The 15,881-nt window shown below is 65.9% G+C and carries 13 protein-coding genes and 3 pseudogenes; 6 read left to right on the plus strand and 10 right to left on the minus strand.

Translation table 11 applies throughout. The annotated features are described in order from the left end of the window. Positions 1-11: 11 nt before the first annotated feature. Genes ACLBYD_RS02290 through ACLBYD_RS02305 form a run of 4 tightly spaced genes read right to left on the minus strand, consistent with a single transcriptional unit; the run spans position 12 to position 4,715 of the window. Entirely contained in the window at positions 12-1,118 is a 1,107-nt protein-coding gene (locus ACLBYD_RS02290; RefSeq protein WP_447815235.1) for a cysteine protease StiP family protein, read from the minus strand. Continuing rightward, complete coding sequence (locus ACLBYD_RS02295; protein ID WP_447815236.1) at positions 1,115-2,410, minus strand: phosphoribosyltransferase family protein; 1,296 nt, start codon at positions 2,408-2,410, stop codon at positions 1,115-1,117. The genes ACLBYD_RS02290 and ACLBYD_RS02295 overlap by 4 nt, the downstream gene beginning before the upstream one ends. Then, complete coding sequence (locus tag ACLBYD_RS02300; RefSeq protein ID WP_447815237.1) at positions 2,407-3,564, minus strand: HpcH/HpaI aldolase/citrate lyase family protein; 1,158 nt, start codon at positions 3,562-3,564, stop codon at positions 2,407-2,409. Before ACLBYD_RS02300 ends, ACLBYD_RS02295 begins: the two co-directional genes overlap by 4 nt. A 29-nt stretch (positions 3,565-3,593) precedes the next feature. Then, on the minus strand, positions 3,594-4,715 hold the full coding sequence (locus tag ACLBYD_RS02305) for a hypothetical protein (protein ID WP_447815361.1): 1,122 nt from the start codon (positions 4,713-4,715) through the stop codon (positions 3,594-3,596). Between the two features lie 293 nt (positions 4,716-5,008). Between ACLBYD_RS02305 and ACLBYD_RS02310 the strand changes: the two genes are divergently transcribed. From ACLBYD_RS02310 to ACLBYD_RS02320, 3 genes are all read left to right on the plus strand, one after another. Further along, positions 5,009-5,584 carry a TerD family protein gene (locus ACLBYD_RS02310; protein ID WP_006550710.1) on the plus strand — a complete coding sequence of 192 codons (576 nt, stop codon included), beginning with the start codon at positions 5,009-5,011 and terminating at the stop codon, positions 5,582-5,584. A 90-nt stretch (positions 5,585-5,674) separates the two neighbouring features. Further along, positions 5,675-6,781 carry a DUF475 domain-containing protein gene (locus tag ACLBYD_RS02315; protein WP_060652590.1) on the plus strand — a complete coding sequence of 369 codons (1,107 nt, stop codon included), beginning with the start codon at positions 5,675-5,677 and terminating at the stop codon, positions 6,779-6,781. A gap of 122 nt (positions 6,782-6,903) precedes the next feature. After that, positions 6,904-7,563, plus strand: coding sequence for a TerD family protein (locus ACLBYD_RS02320; protein ID WP_447815238.1), 660 nt, complete (start codon positions 6,904-6,906; stop codon positions 7,561-7,563). Between the two features lie 133 nt (positions 7,564-7,696). Here the strand turns inward: ACLBYD_RS02320 and ACLBYD_RS02325 are convergent, their stop codons facing one another. Beyond that, complete coding sequence (locus ACLBYD_RS02325) at positions 7,697-8,446, minus strand: hemerythrin domain-containing protein (protein ID WP_447815239.1); 750 nt, start codon at positions 8,444-8,446, stop codon at positions 7,697-7,699. Positions 8,447-8,696: 250 nt separating this feature from the next. Between ACLBYD_RS02325 and ACLBYD_RS02330 the strand changes: the two genes are divergently transcribed. Then, on the plus strand, positions 8,697-9,341 hold the full coding sequence (locus ACLBYD_RS02330) for a TetR/AcrR family transcriptional regulator (protein WP_229566427.1): 645 nt from the start codon (positions 8,697-8,699) through the stop codon (positions 9,339-9,341). Between the two features lie 43 nt (positions 9,342-9,384). Here ACLBYD_RS02330 and ACLBYD_RS02335 read toward each other — a convergent pair whose 3' ends face one another. The 3 genes and pseudogenes from ACLBYD_RS02335 to ACLBYD_RS02345 all read right to left on the minus strand — a co-directional run bounded on the left by ACLBYD_RS02335 (position 9,385) and on the right by ACLBYD_RS02345 (position 11,033). Further along, entirely contained in the window at positions 9,385-9,813 is a 429-nt protein-coding gene (locus tag ACLBYD_RS02335; RefSeq protein WP_447815240.1) for a nitroreductase family deazaflavin-dependent oxidoreductase, read from the minus strand. 172 nt (positions 9,814-9,985) lie between these two features. Further along, positions 9,986-10,330 (minus strand): annotated as a pseudogene (locus ACLBYD_RS02340) (hypothetical protein); the annotation flags it as partial. Beyond that, on the minus strand, positions 10,242-11,033 hold the full coding sequence (locus ACLBYD_RS02345) for a nucleotidyltransferase domain-containing protein (protein ID WP_447815241.1): 792 nt from the start codon (positions 11,031-11,033) through the stop codon (positions 10,242-10,244). The gene ACLBYD_RS02345 and the pseudogene ACLBYD_RS02340, both read right to left, overlap by 89 nt. Before the next feature lie 932 nt (positions 11,034-11,965). On the opposite strand from ACLBYD_RS02345, the pseudogene ACLBYD_RS02350 reads away from it, so the two are divergent. Together ACLBYD_RS02350 and ACLBYD_RS02355 are read left to right on the plus strand one after the other, a co-directional pair. Further along, positions 11,966-12,178, plus strand: a pseudogene (locus tag ACLBYD_RS02350) (tyrosine-type recombinase/integrase); the annotation flags it as partial. A 5-nt stretch (positions 12,179-12,183) separates the two neighbouring features. Next, positions 12,184-13,197: pseudogene (locus tag ACLBYD_RS02355) on the plus strand (hypothetical protein). A 250-nt stretch (positions 13,198-13,447) separates the two neighbouring features. Here ACLBYD_RS02355 and ACLBYD_RS02360 read toward each other — a convergent pair. Together ACLBYD_RS02360 and ACLBYD_RS02365 are read right to left on the minus strand one after the other, a co-directional pair. Beyond that, a complete protein-coding gene (locus ACLBYD_RS02360; protein ID WP_229566422.1) occupies positions 13,448-13,969 on the minus strand; it encodes a hypothetical protein in 522 nt (173 codons plus the stop codon). 314 nt (positions 13,970-14,283) lie between these two features. Beyond that, a complete protein-coding gene (locus ACLBYD_RS02365) occupies positions 14,284-15,855 on the minus strand; it encodes an FMN-binding glutamate synthase family protein (RefSeq protein ID WP_447815242.1) in 1,572 nt (523 codons plus the stop codon). Positions 15,856-15,881 lie beyond the last annotated feature (26 nt).

Below are 15,881 nucleotides of genomic sequence, written 5' to 3' on the forward strand. Positions count from 1 at the left end.
GGGCGGGGTATTCACGGCAGGTCCTTGATCAGTCCCATGCAGGAGTAGGCCAGGTCGGGAACCTCCTCGACGGGAACGTCGCGAGCGGCCGCGAGCATCCGGATATGGGCGTGCTCGTCGGCGGTGATGTCGCGCACCAGAACCTTCCAGGGAACGCGGCGCAACAGCACGCGGGTGGTCTCTCCGACACCGGGTTTGACGAAGTTGACGCTCGAGATGCCGTACTGCGCCCGCACCCGTTCGACGGACTCCCAGCCGGCCCAGGTGGGGGTGCGGTCGGATTCGAGCACTGCCTGCGCGGCCGATGCGACGTCGCCGCACGTGTCGAACTCCGCGGCGACGGTGTCCAGCAGATGATTCGACACGTCGTCCGCGGCCAACTCGGCGTAGAACTTGGCGCCGTGGAACTCCCCGGGGCCGATCAGGCTGTCGTTGAGGACCGTTCGTGAGACCAGCCCGGAGACGGTGGAGTTCAGGCAGGCCGAGGCGATGAGGAAGTCGTCGCGCGTGCCGTAGGTGCGGACGCAGTGACCGGGGTCGGCGAGTACCGCGAGATCGTCGGACAGGACGGGACCGCCTCGCGCGGTGTATTCGGCGAGCGCAGCGGACAGTTCACGCGCGATCGCGCCCTTGCCCGTCCAGCCGTCGACGAAGACGACCGACGCGGGAGGGTGCCGCGCGGTGATGTGGTCGAGAGCGGCGGAGTCGATGCCGCGACCCCGGACGATCGACACGGCGTAGTGCGGCAGCGTCAGACCGTGGTGGTGCAGCGCCCATCGGCGGATCAGGATGCCGATCGGGGTGCCCGCCCGCGCGAGCGACACGAGGGTCAGGTCGGTTCCGCGTTCGGCGAGGAGCAGTTCGGTGACCGTGCCCACCGCGTGTGCCAACCGGCCCGCAGTGCCGGCCAGTGCCTTGTCGAACAGTTCGCGGTAGGCGGCGTCGGGTTGGTACTCGATCGGCAGGGACTCCGCGTAGTGCGCGAGACCCGCCTGGATCCGCGCCTCCCGTTCGGCGATGTCGCCTTCGAGGTCGGCGTGGGAGAGATCCTTGAGCAGCCACGTCACCTCGTCGGGCGCGTAGGAGCCGAACTCGGGTCCGGTCAGTGGCACGGTCATACGGTCTCCCTGTGGGTGCGCAGCACCGTCGGATCGGTGGCGGGCACGATCACGACGAGGACGTCCTCGCCGGCAGCGGTGAGCACGTCGAGAACACCTCCCGGTGCGCGCAGACGGTCGGTGTCGGCGGGCGAATCGATGACGAGGATCAGCTCGGCGCGGACCTCGGTCGGCGTGGGCCACTGCGCGTTGTAGAGGAAACGCGGCACCTCGTTCTCGAACTCGCTGTCGATGTGTTCGGGTGCGGTGAAACGGAATCCGCGGCGCAACGGATATCCGTCGACGTCCATCACGTGGACGGGGGAGCGGGTCGTGGTCTGGAACCGTGCGGGAGTGCCGCGTTCGACGAGTGCCTCCGCGAGTCGCAGCGGCAGGTACATCAGTTCCTCGTGTCCGACGACGACGGCGGGTCGGCGGGCGTCGCGTACGTCCGCGATCGTGTCGGCGAGCGTCGACAGAGCCGCGTCGAAGGCCGCCGCGTCGGTGCGCAGCATCCCGTGGCGCCCACCGTCGGGCACATGGGACGGCCACGCCGCGTGGAGGAATCGGACGTCGCCGCGTTGCTCGCCCACCGGATTGAGGAGAGGGTCGGGCAACGCCGCAACCTGCGCGACGAGATCGTCGGGGACGACGGATCGTCCGGCGGCCAGGCTCACGTGCTCGATGGTCGTGCCGAGTTCCGCCGCGACCTCCGCAGTCCGGCGGCGATCCTGTTCCGAGCGCATGTCGACGAGGGAGGCGAGCACGTAACGATCACGCGGATGATCGCGGTGCAGCGCGCGGATGGCATCGAGGGCCGTTGCTCCCGTGGAGATCTCGTCGTCGACGAGGACGAGCGGCGCGGCGTTGGCGAACAGTGCGCCGGAGGTCGGCTGGAGCAGGTGGAAGGTCGCGTGCGAGTGCCCCTCCTCGAATCCGGTGAGCACCTCCGCTCCGGGAACCTGGCGTCGCGTCGAGTGCAGACAGCATGCGGCGTCGAGGGCGTCGGCCACGCAGTGACCGAGACCCGTTGCGGTTTCGGCGAACCCCATGACGACGGCGTCGGATGCTGCATCGCCGAGGAGGTCGGCGACGAGCCGGCCGAGCCGGTGACCGGCGCCGCGGACCGCGGCCGGCTCGGTGGGAATGTGCTTGCCGAGAACCGTGGAGACGAGCAGATGCGCGCGTCGTGGATTGCGTCGCAACCCGGGCCGGACGAGCTCGGGAACCGTGTAACCGCACGACGACCCCACATGTTCGAGAGCGAATCCGAGCTCTGCGGTGGCCCAAGGAATGTCGAGAATATCGGTCATCGGTCCACCAGCGCCGTCAGCAGGTCGACGAAGGTGATCCCCTTACGGGTGACACCGAACACCGACGCGCGCAACAGGGTCTGCTCGGCCCACGTGCGGTGGGGTCGTCGTTCGTTCATCTTGTTCCCGTATCCCGAGGCCTGCACACCACCGGTGTCGCGATCGAGGATGTCGGTCGCATCGTGGAACTCCTCGTGGGTCACGGCCGACAGGGCATGTACCGCAGCGACATGCGACGGATGGATGACGGTCTTGCCCTGGATACCGTTGGCACGGTCGAGGGCGATCTCGCGCAACAGACCGTCGAGGTCGCGGCTGACGAGCTGCTGACGGAACAGCACGGCGTCCTGCTCCTCGAAGGGCGTAGAGCGCAGCATCGGACGGAACATGCGTTCGTGATCGGCGAAGTACTCCCAGACGGGCCCGGTGATGACGAAACCCGTTCCGTCGGTACGCCCGAGGTGGTTGACGATGTCGGCGATCACGTCGACGACGACCCGGACGTCGTAGATCGTCAGGTCGCGGTCGCGCCGGATACCGAAGGTCGCGCACATGTCGGTCGCGCCGATCCGGACGGCGAGGACGCGGTGACGGTGCTCGGCGAGGATGCCTGAGATCGCACGCAATTCGCCGTCGCGGGTCTCGCGGTGGACGACCTCGGCCGACTCGATGACGGGCATCGCGTAGAGGTGACGGCCGAGGAGGTCCGACGCCGCGGCCACCGCCTCGAGGAAGACGGGGCCGGTGTGTGCGGTGAACTTCGGCACCACGAATCCGGTCAGCACGGCCTTGCCGGCACCCAGCATCGACGCGATCCGCCCGACACCGTCGGCGGTGCGGACACGGACGAACAACATCATCGGCGACGGTCCGCGTTCGGCGAGCGCATCGAGCGTCGCGACTGCGTTCTGCAGGCCCTGCTCGACCTCGTCGTCGGCGACGGCGTCCTCGAGGTCGAGCACCATCGACGTCACGCCCTCGGTCGCACGCTTCGAGATGGTCGCGACGAGATCGCCGCGCGTCGCGGGTACGTAGAGCGTGGCGCCGAGAGCGGTCGCCAGGCGGTCGCGATCGTCGCTGTGCCCGAACGGCTCGGGACGGTGCAGGAACAACTCCTCCATCGTCGCGCCGTCGAGATGCCGAAAGTGCTGCATGGCGCGCACTTCGGTAAGCGTGGCCCCCCTCATGCGTTCTCGGTCCGTCCTCTCATCCGATCGACCACTCCTGCGATGAAGGTAGACACCGCATCCAAATCTCTGACGTAGGCCCAGTAGTCGGGGTGCACACCGGTGAGTGCGTCGACGGCCCTGTCGATCCGACTCAACTGCGAGTCGAGAACGGAACCCCATTCTGCGGTGAGACCGCGTTGCACGGCCAGGTGTTGTGCGTCACGGAGGCGGAACCGTACCTCGTCGACCTTGGCCCCCGGATTCTGCCGGACGGAACGCAGCGTGGCGAGTCGTGCGGTCACTGCGTCGACGAGTTCCTCGGCGCGCGACAGTTCGGCGCGGATCGCCGCGACCAGCTCGAGGGCTTCCTCGGGGCGGCCGTCCTTCGCTGCCGCCCGTGCGCGTCCGAGCTGGTCCTCGGCGCGAGCGAGCAGTTCGGCGGCCTGTTTCTCGTTCCCGGACAGGTCGGCGGAGCTGGCCGCATTGAACTCGCGCAGCAGCGCGGAGAAGGCCGGGGCGAGACCTTCCGCACGGGTCCGGACCGCTCCGATCCTGGTGGTGACCGAGGCGAGGGTGCGAGCGGCCTCGTCGCGGCGCCCCGGTGCTGCGGCGAGGGCGTCGAGCAGCGCAGTGGTCGCCTCTTCGACTCGGAGGGCCGCTGTGCGGGTCGCGCCCACGCTGTGCGCTGCATCGAGGCTGTTCAGGGCCTTCTCGAGCGCTTCGGTGGCGGATCGGACCGACGGATAGTTCGCAAAGGCAATAAAATCCGGGGTCTGCGTCGCGGCGAGGGTGTTACGCGCTTCGGTACGCATCCGGTGCGCCAGCTCGGGCACCGTGTTCGCCACGGCCGTCATGTGCTCGAGGTGCCCCCGGTTGTTTCCGAAGAATTCATCAAGTGTTCGTGTTGCTTCGGTTATCTGCCGCAGTGCCTGCGCGTAGGCCGGAGCAGGTGCGAGCGGTTGTTCCGGATCCGTCACTGCCAGTTGGAGATACGTCTCACCGGCGCGATAACAGGCCTGACGGATGGGATCCCACTGACGGAGCAGGTGCCGTTCGGGTTCGAGCTCGTAGGACGCGGCCACACCGGCCTCGATGACGGACTGGCGCTTGTCCATGTCGAGGAACGCCGCGACCATCGCATCGTGTGCACGACGAGCCGCGGGATCTTCCGTGTTTCCTCCGCCGAACAGGCGGCGCGTCCATCGGCTCGCCACAGAACCGAATGGTACTGGGCGCACGTCCACCGGGCCGATCCGTCACCTTTCTGCCGGTCGGAACTGTGGTTCGTGCGGGTCACGGAAGTGAGGCGCGGGACCGGGCATAGTGGATATGGGCGTACCCCACGGCAACAACTAGTGTGGGGAGAAACGCACACCGGGCGTGCCCTATACCGGTACGTCGACCGTTGGAACGATCGAAAGGACCCCGCATGGGCGTCAGCTTGACCAAGGGCGGAAACGTCTCTCTCACCAAGGAAGCTCCGAACCTGACGGCAGTGGCCGTCGGCCTGGGCTGGGACGTTCGCACCACCACCGGCACCGACTTCGACCTCGATGCCAGCGCCATCGCTACCGGGGCCGACAAGAAGGTCGTCTCCGACCAGCACTTCGTCTTCTTCAACAACCTCAAGTCGCCCGACGGTGCCATCGAGCACGCCGGTGACAACCGCACGGGTGAGGGCGAAGGCGACGACGAGGTCATCAACGTCGACCTCGCCGCCACCCCGGCGAACATCGAGAGCATCTTCTTCCCGGTCTCGATCTACGATGCCGATTCCCGCAGCCAGTCGTTCGGCCAGGTCCGCAACGCGTACATCCGCGTCGTCGACCGCGCGAACGGCAACGAACTCGCTCGTTACGACCTGTCCGAGGACGCCTCGACCGAGACCGCCATGGTCTTCGGCGAGCTGTACCGCAACGGTGCGGAGTGGAAGTTCCGCGCCATCGGCCAGGGCTACGCGTCCGGTCTCGCGGGTATCGCCCGCGACTACGGCGTCAACGTCTAGTTCGTTTCTTCCGGGTTCCGGNCGAAGCCGGAACCGACGTGCAGTAACCACCCTGCAACGCCCTGATTCCGATTAGAAAGGCCACGCTTCGTGGTTCTGCGAATATTCGGTGCATCCTTCGCGGTCACCGTCGTCTCCCTCGTGGTCGCCTTCCTCTACGGCGGCCCGCAAGCTCTGTTCCTCTGCGTGATCCTGGGCATCCTCGAGGTCTCGCTGTCGTTCGACAACGCGGTCATCAACGCGACCGTGCTGCGGCGGATGAGCGAGTTCTGGCAGAAGATCTTCCTCACCGTCGGCATCCTCATCGCCGTCTTCGGTATGCGTCTGGTGTTCCCCCTCGCGATCGTGTGGGTGGCGTCCGGACTCGGCCCCATCGCGGCACTCGACCTCGCGTTGAATCCGCCGCCGGACGGAGCCGCCTACTTCCCGGACGGCAGCCCCAGCTACGAGACCCTGATCACCGATGCGCATCCGCAGATCGCGGCGTTCGGCGGCATGTTCCTGCTGATGCTCTTCCTGCACTTCATCCTCGAAGAGCGCGAGATCAAGTGGCTCGAATGGCTCGAGCGTCCCCTCGCGAAGGCCGGCAAGCTCGAGCAGCTCGAGGTCGTCGTCGCCACCGCGCTGCTGCTCATCACGGCCACCGTCATCGCACCCGAGGACAAGGTCTCGACCGTCATGATCGCCGGCGCGCTCGGCATGATCACCTACATCGCGGTCAACGGACTCGGCGAGATGTTCCACATCCCCGAGGAAGGCGAAGAGCCCAGCGGCGGACCGAGCGGCCTCGCGAAGGCCACCGGTAAGGCCGGCTTCTTCCTGTTCCTCTACCTCGAGGTGCTCGACGCGTCGTTCTCGTTCGACGGTGTCATCGGAGCCTTCGCCATCACGTCCGACCCGATCATCATCGCCCTGGGCCTCGGCTTCATCGGCGCGATGTTCGTCCGCTCGATCACCATCTTCCTGGTGCGCAAGGGCACGCTGTCCGACTACGTGTACCTCGAGCACGGTGCTCACTGGGCCATCGGTGCGCTGGCACTGATCCTGCTGTACTCGATCGGCACCCACGTGCCGGAGGTCATCACCGGCCTCGTCGGTGTCGCCCTGATCGGTGCGGCATTCGCCTCGAGCATCTACCGCAACCGCAAGATCGCGGCGAGGGAAGGCGAAGATGCTGTGAAGACCAGCATCCCCTGATCCTCGACAGTTCGAACCACATGCCGATGGGAGCCCTCGATCCGACACCTCGGATCGGGGGCTCCCGTCGCTTTCCCATCCCGTGCGCAACCGCGCGCAGCCACTCCGACGAAAGGCTCGACATGGCCATCGACTACAACAAGAAGCCCGAGCAGAACGCCGGCGGCGTCAACCTGAGCAAGATCAACCTCACCAAGGAATCCCCGACCGTGAGCCTGTCGAAGGCCGGGTCCGTGCAGGGCGTCACGCGGGTGAACCTCAACTGGTCGCGCGGTGAGCAGAAGAAGGGCTTCCTCGCGAAGCTCACCGGTGCGAGCGGCGGCGTGGACCTCGACCTCGGCTGCCTGTTCGAACTCGCCGACGGATCCAAGGGAGTCATCCAGGCACTCGGGAACAGCTTCGGCGCGCTGAACACCCCGCCGTACATCCACCTCGACGGCGACGACCGCACCGGCTCGAACACCGGTGGCGAGAACATGCACGTCAACCTCGAGCGCCCCGAACTGTTCAAGCGTGTGCTGATCTTCGCGATGATCTACGAGGGCGCGCCGAACTGGGCTGCCGTGGACGGCGTCGTGACGCTGACCCCGCCGTCGGGTCCGCAGATCGAGGTGCGTCTGGACTCGCCGAACAACAGCGCGCGCATCTGCGCGATCGCGATGCTGCAGAACACCGGGCAGGGCATCACCGTCGAGCGTCTCGTGCAGTACATCGACGGCAGCCAGTCCGACCTCGACCGCGCGTTCGGGTGGGGCATGCAGTGGCAGGCGGGGCGTAAGTAGCCCCTATTGCGAATTTCTTTCCGGCCTGGTGGCCGGTCACGGGAGATCCCGCCGGCGCATGTCGGCGGGNCGGGATCTCGGTGGCTCCGGCCCCGCTCAGCGGGGTCGAAGACACCGAAGTACGTGCCCGCTCCTACGAGGCGAGATGTCGGCTGTCGGAGTCTCTGCTCGTACTTGCTTCACTGCGTGGTGCAGTGACCTTGATCGGCGGCACAGCGGCCGCCGGTTCGTCCCTCCACAACCGTGCGACCTTGCGCCGATAGATGCGGCCGAAGGTCTGCATGATGATGAACCGTGGGACCGTGGGGACGACGTGAAGGATCACGTCGCGATCCTCCGGGGTCGCGCCGTCGACGATCCAGGGTGCTTCGGCGCCCAGTTCGGCGACGCCCTTCGGCTTCACGAAGTACTCGTTCTCGACGTCGCGGTATTCGGATATGGTGATGGTCGCGGCGACGACCGGCATCATCTCCGATTCCTCACGCTGCAGATGGGGCAACAGGACTTCGTTCAATCCGGCCAGGGCGTCGAGTACGTGTGTCCGTGCAGACGCGTCCCGACCGTATGCTCGGGCAGCTTCTTCCAGGACGCTCATAGCGGGGGTGATCTGCCCGTGATCGGTCTCCATTCGGTCGAGCAGAGCCCTTGCGGAGGGATTCTTCGCACGGATCAGCGGCCACAGTCCGGCGTCCTCCGCGCTGTGATGCAGGTGCAGAGCGTGCATCAGCCATCCGATGTGCTCGGCGAGTGCTCGTCGACGTTTCCCGTCCGGGAACGGTTCGGTTTCCAGTGTCAGCCGGAGTCGTTCCAGGTCGCGGCGCAGAGCGCTGTGGACGATTCCCATGCTCCGTGTATCGGCGGGCTCATGCTGATCGACGTTCATGGCCCTCTCCTGTTCGTCGTGTGTGTCGAATGGTCGATGGGTGGATCTGATTGGGATTCAGTGGATTACATTCCAATCCGATGTTCTCCGATGATCTGTATGTACATCGCGGTCGCACTGTCGTGCGAACGGAACCGGAGCGCTTGTTGCTTCACGACCCGACGACATTCGGGATGCGATGGCGTGCTGCGCGGTAGCAATCCTGATATATTCGGTTCAATCAGGTTGTACTCAAAGTATCGGAGTGTGAGTGGCCGAAGTCAAGAGGCCGTACGACGCCTCCGGCAGGCGCGAACAGGCCCGTGTTCGACGCCGTGCTGTGGTCGTGGCTGCCAAGGAATTGTTCGAACGCGACGGATTTCGAGCCACCACCCTCGCCACGGTCGCCGACCGTGCGGGCGTCTCGGTGAAGGGTCTGTACAAGACTTTCGGGAGCAAGGCGGCTCTGGCGAAGGCAGTTTTCGATTTCGTGATCGCCGGTGACGACGAGCCGGTATCGGTTGCCGAACGTCCGGAGCAGCAGGCGATGCTTGCCGAGCCGGATGTGCGCCGCAAGATCGACATGTTCATTCACGCACTGGCACACCGGCAACACCGCTCGGCGAAGGTGCAGATCCTCATCCGCGACGGACGACACGTGGACGACTCCCTCACCCCGGTGTGGCAGCAACTGAGCGAGGAGGGGCTGGCCGCGGCGACGATGGTCGGCAGGTACCTGATGGCGACGGGTCAGCTCCGCGACGACATCGAACACGACGAGGTCCGCGATGTGCTGTGGAACTACCTGGTGATCGACACCTACGAACGCTTGGTCCTCGAACGGGGATGGACACTCGACCGGTACGCGGACTGGTTGGCGCGCACGGTTATCGCCGCACTCTGCCCGCAGGGTTAGGGCATTTCGAAGGGGACTCTGTCGGTACTTTGGTCTGGGGAGGTCAGCTTCGGTGGAGAGCGAGGACCGGAATGGTCCGCACGCCACGGGTCTTCTCCTCGTACTCGGCGAAGCCGGGGTAACGACGGGCCTGCTCGGCATAGATACGGTCGCGCTCGGCGCCGGTGATCTCTTCTACCGTGACCTCGAAGGTCTCGGTGCCGATCTCGACCTCTGCCCGTCCCGCGGTGGTGAGGTTGTAGTACCAGGCCGGATGGGAGGGGGCACCCCCTTTGCTTGCGAAAACGTACGTCGTCGCGGCATCCTCAGGATCCGGCAGATACAGCGTAGGAGTCACCGTCTCCCGGCCGGTCTTGCGGCCACGATGGTGCACGAGCGCCATGGGCGCTCCCTCGAAGTTGCCGCCGACGCGGCCTTCGTTGGCCCTGAATTCGGCGATCACCTGCGCGTTCCAGTCGTCGGACGTACTCATGGGACGAATCCTCCTGGCTACTGCGGTCGGCTATGCACCACCGTAATGATGTCGAAAGCCACGGGGTCCGGAACGAGGAACTATGAGCGATCGGCGGTCGCTGCAAGTCCCTCAACAGGCGGAGTTCGTCGTCACCGGTAGAACTGGCAGAGGCCTGGTACACGACCAACTGATGCCCGAGTGCGCTGCGAACGTCGGATGCGTTGTACTCGGGGACGAGATCGTCGATGGCGGCATGTCGGAACTCCGTGGCCTCGTGCGCTTTCCCTCGCGCATCATGCCGACTCCACAGTTCGCGGAATCCCGGCCCGCATCGTGTATCTCGAGAACGAGAGCACGGACGCCGTCGACCGAACCGGTGTGACTGGAAGCGAGTTAAAGATTCGCGACGCAGAGCGAGGCCGTAAGAGGGCCGATCTGGACAAGGGTCATGCCGACCTGTCGGTCGCGGCCAAGAGTTCGCGCAACACGCCTTCCTGGAACGTCCGCGCTTGCCGGCCCGAGGGTGGCGACTCACCGGAGCGTGCTGTGATGGACTGCTCGATCGTCTCGGCGGGCTGGTAGCCGCCCTCGAGTAGCCGCCGGCCGGCGTCGACTTTGGACAACCACCTTCCGTAGCGGTGTCGGACCAGCGCGCGGCAGGCTCCGAGGACCGCGTCATCGGAGCCGGGTGCAGGTTGGTCGTCGGCCGGGCCGGGCAATGCCATCCACCAGTCCAGCGAGTCGACCAGTAGGCTCCGTAGCTCCTCCGGCGGTAGCTCGGCGAATGTCTCCGAGGCCGGCGGCCCCGCCAGGACTCGGCCGCTCTGGCGCAGGATGCTGCGGTCCAGTCCGTACCAGAACGTCCCGTCGGCTGCCGGGCGGTCTGCAGGTCGAAGGGTCTGCCGGAAAGCCATGGCCGGACCGTCGTTCAACTCGAGTTCGAAGCCCGGTTCTCCGGTGCCCGACTGTGCGGTAGCCACGGTGTAGACGACCAGTTCCAATCCCCGGGCCGGACATGGCAGGGCGTTGTGCCGCAGTCGAGCGATCAACTCCCGCTTGACCGCTTCGCTCAGCGGGTCGCGGCAGAGCAGGGCGATGTCGATGTCACTGCGGCCGGGGTGGAAGGCGTTCAGGGCCAGCGACCCGGCCGCGTACGCCCCGACGAACTCCGCACCGAGCACGTCCCGAGCAGTTTCCACGAGGGCCTCGAGATATGGCTCTACATCGATGTCCGGCACCACCCCATCATGCATGCGTACGTGCCGTGCATGCCTCAATGTGGTTAGGCGCAGGGACAGACCGCTCCAGAGGGATTACTGAGCTTTCCTGCCGCGTCCGTACCGACCCACGTCCGCATACCTGTGCAGGCCAGATCGGAAGCGGTGTGATCGATCAACGGCCCGCGCGCGACCTCGTCACCGGGAGGCAAGCTCCATCGGTCCGTTACCACCATGGATCGTGGATCACTCCGATTATCCGTCAAGATCATGCCGGGAAGCGATTTACGGCACAGAGGCCGTCGCGTGCTGGGCCGGCGTGCTGCCACCCGGGAAGGTCCTGTCGTCGGCACGAGGGGTCGGCCATCTCCCGGAACCCGCGTCATCAGGTCGGGGAGATGATCGGCATCCGCCGACGACTGTAGATATCCGGGAGCCATGGTTCGTGTCGATAGGCCGCGCGAGCAGGCCACCGAAGCGCCTCGATCCGCAGTCCGAGGGAAGCGACCAAAATTACTGATTGACACAACAAGTTCTTAGTTCTTGGCGCAGTACATCGACCGTCTGATCCACCGTACGTTCGGCAAGGAATGGCGCGGCACGTGTGCCGAAACCTGTTGACAGAGAATGAATTTAACATTGTGGCTTCGTCTCGATGCATCTGATGTGGACCGACCGGTTCGGATGGGGACTGGAGGAGTTGGGGCGCTCTATTTCCGGGGGGAAGAACTGGGTCAGGAATAAGCGTTGGAGTTTGGCTGCTTACGTCAAATCCGTTCGGTGGTGCGCTAATTGCCATTAGCGCACCATCACCGTCGAAACCGCTGCTGAACGCGTTTTCCGGTGGGAACCTGTCCGAACGGGACGGTAGGCTCCCGAATCGTGCCCGATGACCTGCTGATGCGCCGCCCGGACCCCTCCGATGTCCCTGCGTCGACCTCGTCGGACTCGGCCGCGCCGCGCAGGCCGGCTACGACCCCGACATCGTCCAGCGGCTCGGTGGGCATTCATTGCGGGCCGGGTTCGTTACCCAGGCCTTCCGCAACGGCGCGAGCGCGCACGCGATCATGCGCCAGACCGGACACAGCACCCCCGCCATGCTCGAAACCTACGCCCGCGAACACGCCCCACTCATCGGCAACGCCGTGACAAATCTCGGGTTGTGAGGCGCGTGACCAGCACCGACCGAATAGTCCACGGCCGCGACGAGCTTCACGATGCCGCCCTGGGCCTACGCGTCCCGAGTCGCTACCGCCACGACTGGGCGCTGTTCGCCGACTGGTGCGCCGCTGCCGACCACCCGCCCATCCCCGCCACGCCCGACACCCTGGCGCTGTTTCTGCATGAGCACCCTGCCGCGGTCGCGACGCAGCGGCGCCGGCTCTCAGCCATCAACGCCGTCCACACCGGGCACGGCTACCCGCCGCCGGGGAGGACCGAGACGGTGCGCCGGCACCTCGACACCACCCGCACTTCGCGCCTCGACCGGCTCGCCCGCCTGTTACTGCAGCGAGCGACCGAACTACCCACCGAAGGGTGGCCGAGTGGACTGTTCGGCCGCCGCGATGCCCTGCTCCTGGTTCTCGCCGCCACTGGGATGACCTTCACCGACATCACCCGGCTGCGCCGCTGCGACATCCGATTCGACGGGGATACTCTCGTGGTCACCACCCGGGCTGGCGAACGCTTCCGTCTCACACCGGATCCCGAGACCGGCGACAACTACGCGGTCGAGATCTATCGGCGGTGAGCGGAGATTCAGGCGTTTCTCGACCAGTACCCGGGCACGCATCTGTTGCGTCATCACCTCACCGACCCGAGCGAGATCGTCACCGATCCGCTCGATACACAGCAGACCCGGCAACCGCTGCTGTGTCCGCTCGACCGATGGGGACACCTGCCGCACGCGCAACCGATGACCCCGCAGTCGGTATCGATGTCGGTACGGGCACACCTGTCGGGTCGCGCCCCGACGCGCCGGGTGCTACCTGTTCCCCCGCAGGAGGATGTCGACGCCTGCGTCGAGCCGGACATCGCCCTCGACCCCGACTACTACGATCGCGGCACAGCCGCCCGCCGCCGCGACCACGAAAGCCTCGACGACCTCACCGACGTCTTCGACGACATCGAAGCCCGCGCCGATGCACTACTTCAGGATCTGATGGAAGTGCTGGAGGGCCTGTAAGACGCCACCGGTCGGCCGGCCTCAGATCGGCTCTGGCGCAAGGGTTGCGGATCGTCCAGGTACCGGACGAGTTCGAACAGAGCGCTTACTCGCTCAAACACGGTTACGGAAGGTACGCACGCGATTGCGCATTACGCACCGGGTTGCGCCTGTTCGTGGGCTCTGGCATCGTAGATGAAGCCCAGGGCAGTAGCTCTGGTGAAGTGAACCCGGCAGCCTTCCGGACGGTTGGTGAGCCGGGTTCGCGTTTCTACCGCACCGTCACGGTCTTGGTAATCAACGGGCGGACCCGATCGGGCCACTCACCGCCTTTGGCCAGGCACCATGCGACCGCATCGGGAATCCACAGCATCGGTTCCTGCTTGGCGCGCAGATGGTGATAGGTCAGCTGCTCGCGGATCCCGTGCTTGCCGGCCGCCTCGAACAGGACCCGCCGGTCGGACTTGACGGTCGAATCGTCCTGCTCGAGGACCAGTCGAGACACCGGCAGCTCGGCAAGGTCCCCCACCAATGTCTCGAGGCAGCGCGGACGTCCGAGCCTGGGTGTAAGACCAGCAGCGTGATAGACGCGTACCTGCACATTCAAGGTCACCAATGCCGAGCAGATCGCACGCCGCCGAGAATCTCGTTCGGACTTGAAGTGGATCCGCTCCTGGCCTTTCATCCGTAACCCCGCCAGGGTGCGGCGGGCGTGCTCGAGGGACGACGGGTCCGCGACCGCAGCGACGACCATGATGCCGCGGACGGTGTTCTCGTCGATGAAGGCCTGCACGGGTACCGAGCCTGGAACGGACGCAACCGCCCCCGGCAGAAGGTCGGGCCCGCCTCCGATTCGGGGTAGTCGGCTCAGAAATGTCAGGGGGCTGCTCGCCCTCTACCGGTATGAGGACAGCGCACCTACCGTCTGCCCCCGGGTGCCCTCACTCATCCCGGAATGTCATCGGCTGCGGGATATGCCGTGCCCCGGCGCGAGATATCCGTGCAGGTCACTCATCATGTACCCGACCCGCATCGACCGTACGGTGACGGTTGACGTAACGAGATCTCATCGGTCGGGGTGCTCTCGATCGCTTGATCCCCAAGTGATTACGACGTCGCTGTCGACGCCTCAGTCCCACCCGGCGTCGTCACCGCTTCCGCGGTCATCAGCCGCGCGATCTCCTCCCGATCGGCCTCCGACGGCAGGCCCCATCCGTCCCGGTAGCCGTACATCTCGCGCAGGGTGATCGCGTGCCGGTTGCCGTCGGCGATCTCGATGTCGTCGACGGTGATCAGGCCAGGATGCGCCACTCCCGTGGCCTGCGCGATCTTGAACACGTCGCGGCGTAGGGCTTCGATGTAGTCGGCGACGCGGTCGGCCTTGGTCGGGACGTCGAGTCCTCGGGTGAGCCAGCGGTTCTGTGTGGCGACGCCGGTGGGGCAGCGGTCGGTGTGGCATTTCTGGGCTTGGATGCATCCGATGGAGAACATCGGTTCGCGGGCGACGTTGACCATGTCGCAGCCGAGTGCCATCGCTACCACCGCGTTGTCGGGCAGACCGAGCTTGCCGGCGCCGATGAAGGTGACGTCGTCGGTCAGGCCGGCTTCGGCGAACGTCGCGTAGACCCGGGCGAAACCGCTGCGGAACGGAAGCGAGACCGCGTCGGCGAATACCAATGGTGCTGCGCCGGTTCCGCCTTCGCCTCCGTCGATGGTGACGAAGTCGACGCCGCGGTCGGTCTCGCTCATCCGCCGTGTGAGTTCGTCCCAGAAGGTCGTGTCGCCGACAGCGGACTTGATGCCGACGGGAAGCCCCGTCTCGGCAGCGAGCAGTTCGACCCAGTCGAGCAGGCTGTCGATGTCGTGGAACTCCGTGTGCCGGGAGGGGCTCACGCAGTCCTTGCCGACGGGGATTCCGCGGACCTCGGCGATCTCCGGGGTGACCTTGGCTCCGGGGAGCAGCCCGCCCAGTCCCGGCTTGGCACCCTGGCTGAGCTTGATCTCCAGAGCACGGATGGGTGCCGATTCGACGACCCGCTTCAGCCGTGCGAGGTCGAAGTGGCCGTCCTCGTCGCGGCACCCGAAGTAGCCGGTGCCGATCTGGAAGATCAACTCTCCGCCGTTGCGGTGGTAGTTCGTCAGGCCACCTTCGCCGGTGTTCTGCAGGCACCCGGCCGCGCCGGCACCTCGGTTGAGCGCCTCGACGGCGGCACCGGACAGCGAGCCGAAGCTCATTGCGGAGATGTTGACGAACGATCCGGGGCGGAAGGCGCGGGCGCGCCCGCGGGCACCACCGAGGATCTTTGCTGACGGAATGGAGACCTTCTCGCCACCGTGAGGTGCGGCCGACGGCGGTAGGTCCGAGAAGGTGCGGTGCTTGATGATCGTGTACCCGTCGGTGTACTCGATGTCGTTGTCGCTGCCGAAACCGAAGGTGTTCGTGACGTTCTTCGACGACGCGTAGATCCACCTGCGCTGGTCGCGGTTGAACGGACGTTCCTCGTCGTTGTTCGTCGTGATGTACTGCCGCAGTTCGGGTCCCAGCGACTCGAGGACGTAACGCGCATGCCCGAGAATCGGGAAGTTCCGCAGCAGCGAATGTCGTTTCTGCACAAGATCGTAGGCACCGACGGCGGCCGCCGCAGCGGCCGGGATACCGAGCGTTTTCGACCATCCCATTCTCCGAGGGTACGTCCGATCAGTGG

The organism is Rhodococcus sp. C26F (assembly GCF_053345925.1).